Genomic DNA, 6,938 nt, shown 5'->3' with positions numbered 1-6,938 from the left:
TGCCCAAGACCACCACCGGCAAGCTCAACCGGAAGCTGCTGGCGGCCCGAGAATCTGGGGTTGCCGGTAGCCGGTAGCCGGTTCCGGCTCGTATCATCAATACCGTGCCGTTTCCCGGTAGCAACCGCGTACCGGCCCTCCCATCCGGGACCGCCGAATGATCCCCCGATCGGCTCGTCTCGGCGTCCTCGCCGATCCCGGTTTCCGATCCGAACTCGCCCGGATCGCCAGTGATACCGGCCGCACCGACCGGGAGGCCATGCGGGCCGCCCAGCGGTACCTGCGGGAGATCCACACCACTCCCTCACCTGTCGTAGCCGGGTTCGGCGGATGGGCGGCCGGCCTGTTGTGGCGCCGGAACTACCGCAACGTCCGTTACGACCCCGGGGACCTGGAGCGACTGGCAGGGTTGGAGACCGGCCATCCGCTGGTCTTCCTGCCATCCCACAAGTCCCAGCTCGATCATGCGGTGCTGCACCACGTCCTGTGGAGGAGCGGGCGACCGCCCAACTACACCGCTTCGGGCATAAACATGAACTTCTTCCTGCTGGGGCCGATACTTCGCCGGTCGGGGTCCTTCTTCATCCGCCGCCGGATCGGTGACCGGCCCATCTACAAGCGGGTTCTGCGGGCCTACCTCGCCCACATCCTCGAAGAGGGCCACCCGGTGGAGTGGTACCTCGAGGGAACCCGGAGCCGGACCGGCAAGGTATTACCGCCCACCTACGGCCTGCTCACCTACGCCGCCGAGGCCCTGTGGAACGGCCGCTGCGACGACATATGGGCGATACCGGTCTCCATCAGCTACGACCACGTGGAGGAGATCGAGCCCTACGTCGCGGAGCAGCGCGGAGCGACCAAGCGGCGGGAGACCGTCGTGTGGATGGTCAAGAGCATCCTGAGGATGGGCAGGGACTACGGCGACATCCACGTCCGCCTGGGCGAGCCCCTGTCGATGGCAGAGCTGTTCGGCGGCCACCCGGAAGCCGACCGCCGCGGCATGATCGAGGCTCTGGGGGCCGAGATCTGTGCGAGGATCAACCGGGCCACGCCCGTGACCGCCACGTCCCTGGTGGCCTCGGCCCTCCTTGGAGACACCGATCCTCTCGGGCTGTCCATGGCCCGGCTCCGCGAGGTGGTCGACGAGCTGGTGAGGGATGCCGGCGCCCGGCGGCTGCCCACCGCCGACGGCCTGGCGGCGCTCGACCGGGCCGGAGTCGAGAGGATCGTCCGCACGCTGGCCCGCCGGGGGATCGTGGCCATCGACCAGGACGCATCCGGGCCGGGCGGGGCGTCACCGACCTACCGGATCGAGCCCGACCAGCGCCTGGCGGCCTCCTACTATCGCAACACCATCGCCCATCACTACGTTGTGCCGGCGGCGGCGGAGGTGGCGGTCGCCGCGGCGGGCCGGCTGACAGGGAGCGCCGTGCTCGAAGGCTTCCACGACGGGCTGGATGCGCTGCATGGCCTCCTCGAGACCGACTTCTTCCTCCCCGACCGGGAGGCCTTCTCGGGCCAGGTCTTCAGCGAACTCGCCAGGCGGATCCCGGCCTGGGAATCCCTCCTCCTCCACGAGGGGCCGGCGCCGGTGCTGGACGGACTCCGCCCCCACCGGGCCCCTTGGGCGGTGCGCCACTTCCTGGAGGCTTACTGGGTCGTGGCCGGACGCCTGGCGGAGGAGCCGGGCGGTCGGCCATCAGACGGCAGGGGCTTCCTGCGATCAGCCCTCGAGCGCAGCCTCGCCTACGTCCGCCAGGATCGGATATCGGCCGAGGCCGCCTCCCTTCCCCTCCTATCGGCCGGTCTCAGATTGGCGACACGGCATGATCCGGCGGCAACGGATGAGGCGAATCTCCGGCCGGACCGCGAAGCGCTCGCCGCCGAGCTGGGCCGGTTCCTGGAGGCCATCAAGACCTTGGATCAGTGCTCGGCATCCGGTAGGCGATAGGTCGGCGGTACCGGCCATTGCCACACGCAGCGGCGTGCGAGCACGCTCTAGGAGCGTGCTGAAGAATGTCCGGTCGGCCCGATACCGACAACAGAGCACCCGTCATTGCGTGACGGGCCTACCATCCCCGTCTTTTTCAGCATGCTCCTAATATCGAATACGTGACCCTGCTACCTGACGATCTCAACGTCGACCTGCACTACTGGATGCGGCTCACCCGCACGATGGACGACCAGCTGGTGAACCTCTGGAAGCAGGGCCGGGGTGTGGGAACCACCTTCAACCAGCGAGGTCACGAGGCGATCAGCGTGGGCGCCGGCGTGGCGCTCGCGCCGGACGACGTGGTCGCTCCGATGCACCGCGACCTGGGCTGCTACCTGGTGAGAGGCATGACCCCCCGACGGCTCATGGCCAACCAGCTGGGCCGGGCCACCGGCGTCACAAGGGGCCGGGACGGCAACCTCCACGGATGCGGAGACCTGTCCCTCAACCTCATCGGCTTCATCAGCCACCTCCCCCAGACCATGCCGGTGGCGCTCGGGGCGGCCATGTCCTTCTCCTACCGTTCCGAGCCCCGCGTGGCCCTGACGTTCGTCGGCGACGGCTCATCCTGCGCCGGCGTGTTCCACGAGTCGCTCAACCTGGCGGCCGTGCAGCGAGCCCCGTTCGTGGTGGTCATCGAGAACAACCAGTACGCCTACTCGACACCGCTGCACCAGCAGATGGCCATCGACGACCTGGCCGTCCGGGCCAGCGGGCACGGGGTGGAGTCACGGACCGTGGACGGCAACGACGTGGAGGAGGTCTACGGGACCGTCGAGGCGGCGGTGGCCAAGGCTCGGGAGGGTGGCGGGCCCACCCTCATCGAGGCCCGGACCATGCGGATGCTGGGGCACGCCATCCACGACGGCGCCGAGTACGTCCCGCAGGCGCTCCTGGACGAATGGGAGGCCCGCGATCCTCTCCTCCTCCACGAGGAGAAGCTGACCTCGCGCGGCCTGGTCGACCGCGAGTACCTTGCCCGGGTCGCCGAGAAGTGCCGCGAGATCGTGGCCGATGCCGTGGAGTTCGCCGAGTCGAGCGAATGGCCGGACCCCGGCACCGTCACCGACGGCGTGTACGCCGCCTGAGGACCCCGTCATGGACAGCACCCGCACCATGACCTATATCGAGGCCATCCGGGACGGACTACGGACCGAGATGCGGCGTGATCCCGACGTCCTGGTCATGGGCGAGGACATCGGGGGCGAGTTCGGGGGTGCTTTCAAGGCCACCAAGGGCTTGGAGGCCGAGTTCGGCCCCCGGAGGGTGATGAACACACCGATGACCGAGCTGGCCTTCATCGGAGCCGCCACCGGCATGGGTCTGATGGGGCTCCGCCCCGTGATCGAGGTTCAGTTCGCCGACTTCATCTCCACGGGCTTCGACTCCATCGTCCAGTACGCCGCCACCACCCACTACCGGTGGCAGGCGGCCGTCCCGTGGGTGATCCGGGCCCCGGCCGACGGGGGGATCCGCTCCGGCCCCTTCCACAGCCAGAACCCGGAGGCGTGGTTCGTCCATACCCCCGGCCTGAAGGTGGTGGCCCCGGCCACGCCGGCCGACGCCAAAGGGCTCCTGCTCGCCGCCATCCGGGACAACAACCCGGTCATCTACTTCGAGTCGAAGCCGCTCTACCGGAGCCTCCGGGGGGAGGTTCCGGAGGGGGACCGCGCCACCCCGATCGGCCGGGCCCGGATAGCAAGGGATGGCCATCACGTCACGGTCATCACCTACGGCGAGATGGTGCGCCAGGCCCTGGTGGCCGCCGACGGACTGGCGCCCGAGATCGCCGTGGAGGTCATAGATCTCCGCACCCTGAAACCGCTCGACCGGGACACGGTCACGGCGTCGGTGCGCAAGACCGGCCGGGCCGTGGTGGTACACGCCGCCAACCGGCTGGCCGGGGTGGGCGCCGAGATCGCGGCGGATCTCGGCCAGACCTCCTTCGAGTACCTGGATGCGCCCATCCACCGGGTGGGCGGCCTCGACGTGCCGGTGCCGTTCAGTCCCCCGCTGGAGGACGCCTACCGCCCCGGCGCCGACGACATCATGGCCGCCATCCGGGAGACCGTCGCCTACTGATCCGCAGGCTCGGCGGCCGGGTACCCTGGCCGGATGGAGCGCTTCACGATCGACCTGCACGGCCCCTTGCACGGCATGGAGTACGGAGGGGAGGGCCGGCTGGTGCTGCTGGTCCACGGGCTGAGCGGATCGGCGGTCAACTGGATGGAGACGGCCGTCCCGCTGACCCGTTACGGCCGGGTGGTGGCGCCCGAGCTACCCGGCTTCGGCCGCACCCCTCCGGCCGGGCGGAGCGCCTCCATGCAGGCTCAGGCAGGACTCATGGCCGACTTCATCGAGTACCAGGGAGGCGGGCCGGCGCTGGTGATCGGGAACTCGATGGGCGCCATGATCAGCATGATCCTCGCCGGGCAACGCCCCGACCTGGTGGACCGCCTGGTACTGATCGACACGCCGGGATCGACCGCCGACCTGGAGGGTCTCCCTCCGGCCTGGATCACCTCCATGCTCATGTATCTGGTACCGGGCGCCAACCTCATGTACGTGAACTGGCTCCGGCGCCAAGGGACTCCCGAGCAGACCACCGACACCGCCCTCGACCTGCTGGCCGGCGCGCAGGGGAGGATGTCGGCGAGGGTCAGGCGGCTCCATGCCCAGGTCGCCGCCGAGCGGAACGCCATGCCCTGGCCGCCGCACGCCTACCTGGAGGCCTTTCGGTCAATCATGGCAAACCTCGTGCCCTTCTCGCGCTGGCGCCGGACGGCGCTGCTGGTCAGCGCCCCGACCCTCCTCATCCATGGCACGCACGACCAGGTGGTGCCGATCAGCGCCGCGGAACGTTTGGCCGCCCTCCGCCCGGACTGGTCCTACCGGCCGCTGGTCGGGGTCGGCCACATAGCCATGCTGGAAGCCCCGGATCTGTTGCTGGAAGTGGTGGCGGAGTTCATGGACCCGGCGTCCGCCCCGACGAACGGCCTAGCGGCCGTGCCGTCGGGCCCGGGCCCAGGCGACGAAGCGGTCCACCGGCCAACTGTTGGCGATCATGTCGCGGTTCACCCGGCCTCGTCGGGCCTGGAGGACACCCCAAGCCGTCTGATCCAGTTCCCCCGTGTCGTGGGCGTCCGAGGAGATGATGAACCGCACGTCCCTCCCCCGGGCCTGGAGTAACACCTCTACGGTCGCGTCGAGCCGGTCGAGGTGGGAGTTGATCTCGATGGCCGTGCCGGTCAGCTCGGCCGCTTCCAGCACCGCTCCCACCTCGAGGTCGATGGGCGGGCGGCGACCGATCCTCCGTCCTTGAAGGTGACCGATCACATCGACCGCCGGGTGGGCCATTGCGGAGATGACCCGCACGGTCTGCTGCTCGTGCGGGAGGTCGAAATGGCTGTGGACCGAGGCGACACACCAGTCGTAGTCCATGAGGAAGTCATGGTCGTAATCCAGCGAGCCGTCGCGCCCGATGTTCAGCTCCACCCCGTGGAGGATTCTTAGCCCCGGGTAACGGTCTCGAAGGCGGGCGATGTGCCGGCGTTGGGCCAGCATCTCGTCCCGTCCGACCCCGTTTATGGCCAGGTTCTCGGCGTGGTCCGTGATGGCGATGTACTCCAGCCCCTTGGCCACCGCCTTGTCCAGCATCGCCTCGAGGGAGTCCTGCCCGTCCCCCGACATGTCGGAGTGAACGTGGAGGTCGCCGCGGAGGTCGCTTTCTTCTATCAGGTCGGGCAGCCGACCGGTCAGGGCCTCCTCTATCTCCCCCTGGTCCTCCCGGATCGGCGGCGGCACCCACTCCATCCCCAGCGCCCGGTAGATGTCCTCTTCCGTCTGCTGCGCCACCACGGCTTCCGTTTCCGACTCGTACAGGGCGTACTCGCTCAGCACCCAGCCCCGCTCGATGGCCAGCCTTCGTAGCCGGATGTTGTGCTCCTTGGAACCGGTGAAGTAGAGGAGGGCCGCTCCCCACTGATGCTCGGGCACCATGCGGACATCCACCTGGAGGCCCGCGTGGGTCAGCACCGAGGTCTTGGTCTCGCCCGAGCCGATGACCTCGCTGACCCATGACCGGCCTGCCAGGCGCCGGGCCACCGGGGCGGGATCGGAGGTGGACACCAGGAGGTCGAGGTCGGCCACCGTGTCGCGGAACCTCCGCAGGCTCCCGCAGTAGGCGGCCCGGTCCACGCCGGGCAGCCGGCCCAGGTCCGCGACCAGGCGCTCGGCCTCGCGCATGGCCACGAGTATCGGGGTCCGCCGCTCCTTGCCTGTCCAACCCAGCCGGTCGATGGCCCGCCGCAGGTTCTCCTCCGTCTTCCGGCCGAAGCCCGGCAGCTCCCGCACCACCCGCGCGTCGAGCGCGACCACAAGAGCCTCCACCGAGTCCACGCCCAGGGCCGCTCGCAATGTGACCGCCCGCTTGGGACCGAGGCCCGGGATGCGCACCAGCTCCTGGAAGGCCGGGGGGTACTCCTTGCGAAGGGTGTCGAGCCGGCCGAGCCGGCCGTTCTCGACATACTCGCGGATCATGGACGCCGTGGACTTGCCGATCCCGGGAACCCGCATCAGGTCCGCCGCGGACAGTTCGGCGGCGGGTTGGGGCAGCCCCCTGATCGTCTTCGTGGCCGACTCGTAGGCCCTGGCCCGGAACGACTGGGCAGACCCGTCAGCGATCCGCGTGAGCGCGGCCAACTCGTCGAAGATGGCGGCTATATCGGAATTGGTTGTCACACCCTTCCTCTACCTTCCTCGGATGACCGATGGTGGCCGCACCAGACGCTGGGGTGGTGCCGAAGCACCTCTCGTACTCCGAGGACGCTGTTCCCGCTCGGCACGCCTAGGCGAGTCACGAAGGCCCCTCGCCGCAAGCTAATGTACCGAACGAGGAGAACCAGACATGCCAGCAAGCCCCGAGACGGCGGAAACCACCCGTACA

4 protein-coding genes and 1 pseudogene are annotated in these 6,938 nt (G+C 69.1%); 4 read left to right on the top strand and 1 reads right to left on the bottom strand.

Translation table 11 applies throughout. The features are described from left to right. The first annotated feature begins 157 nt into the window (after positions 1 to 157). From OXK16_15580 to OXK16_15565, 4 genes and pseudogenes are all read left to right on the top strand, one after another. Positions 158 to 1,951: a 1-acyl-sn-glycerol-3-phosphate acyltransferase gene (locus OXK16_15580; GenBank protein ID MDE0377363.1), complete on the top strand. Its 1,794-nt coding sequence runs from the start codon at positions 158 to 160 to the stop codon at positions 1,949 to 1,951. A gap of 161 nt (positions 1,952 to 2,112) precedes the next feature. Then, on the top strand, positions 2,113 to 3,081 hold the full coding sequence (locus OXK16_15575) for a thiamine pyrophosphate-dependent dehydrogenase E1 component subunit alpha (protein ID MDE0377362.1): 969 nt from the start codon (positions 2,113 to 2,115) through the stop codon (positions 3,079 to 3,081). 10 nt (positions 3,082 to 3,091) lie between these two features. Then, complete coding sequence (locus tag OXK16_15570) at positions 3,092 to 4,075, top strand: alpha-ketoacid dehydrogenase subunit beta (protein ID MDE0377361.1); 984 nt, start codon at positions 3,092 to 3,094, stop codon at positions 4,073 to 4,075. 75 nt (positions 4,076 to 4,150) lie between these two features. Further along, a pseudogene (locus tag OXK16_15565) lies at positions 4,151 to 4,930 on the top strand (alpha/beta hydrolase). Positions 4,931 to 4,990: 60 nt separating this feature from the next. Here OXK16_15565 and polX read toward each other — a convergent pair. Continuing rightward, positions 4,991 to 6,733, bottom strand: coding sequence for a DNA polymerase/3'-5' exonuclease PolX (polX, locus tag OXK16_15560; GenBank protein ID MDE0377360.1), 1,743 nt, complete (start codon positions 6,731 to 6,733; stop codon positions 4,991 to 4,993). Positions 6,734 to 6,938: the final 205 nt, after the last annotated feature.

Source organism: bacterium, assembly GCA_028821235.1.
Taxonomy (GTDB): domain Bacteria; phylum Actinomycetota; class Acidimicrobiia; order Spongiisociales; family Spongiisociaceae; genus Spongiisocius.
Note: the sequence above shows the minus strand (reverse complement) of the source record. Positions and strands in the feature narration are given on the sequence as shown.

Coding starts and splice junctions, on each gene's coding strand:
- OXK16_15580 (MDE0377363.1), top strand. CDS start 158: ATGATCCCCCGATCGGCTCGTCTCGGCGTCCTCGCCGATCCCGGTTTC.
- OXK16_15570 (MDE0377361.1), top strand. CDS start 3,092: ATGGACAGCACCCGCACCATGACCTATATCGAGGCCATCCGGGACGGA.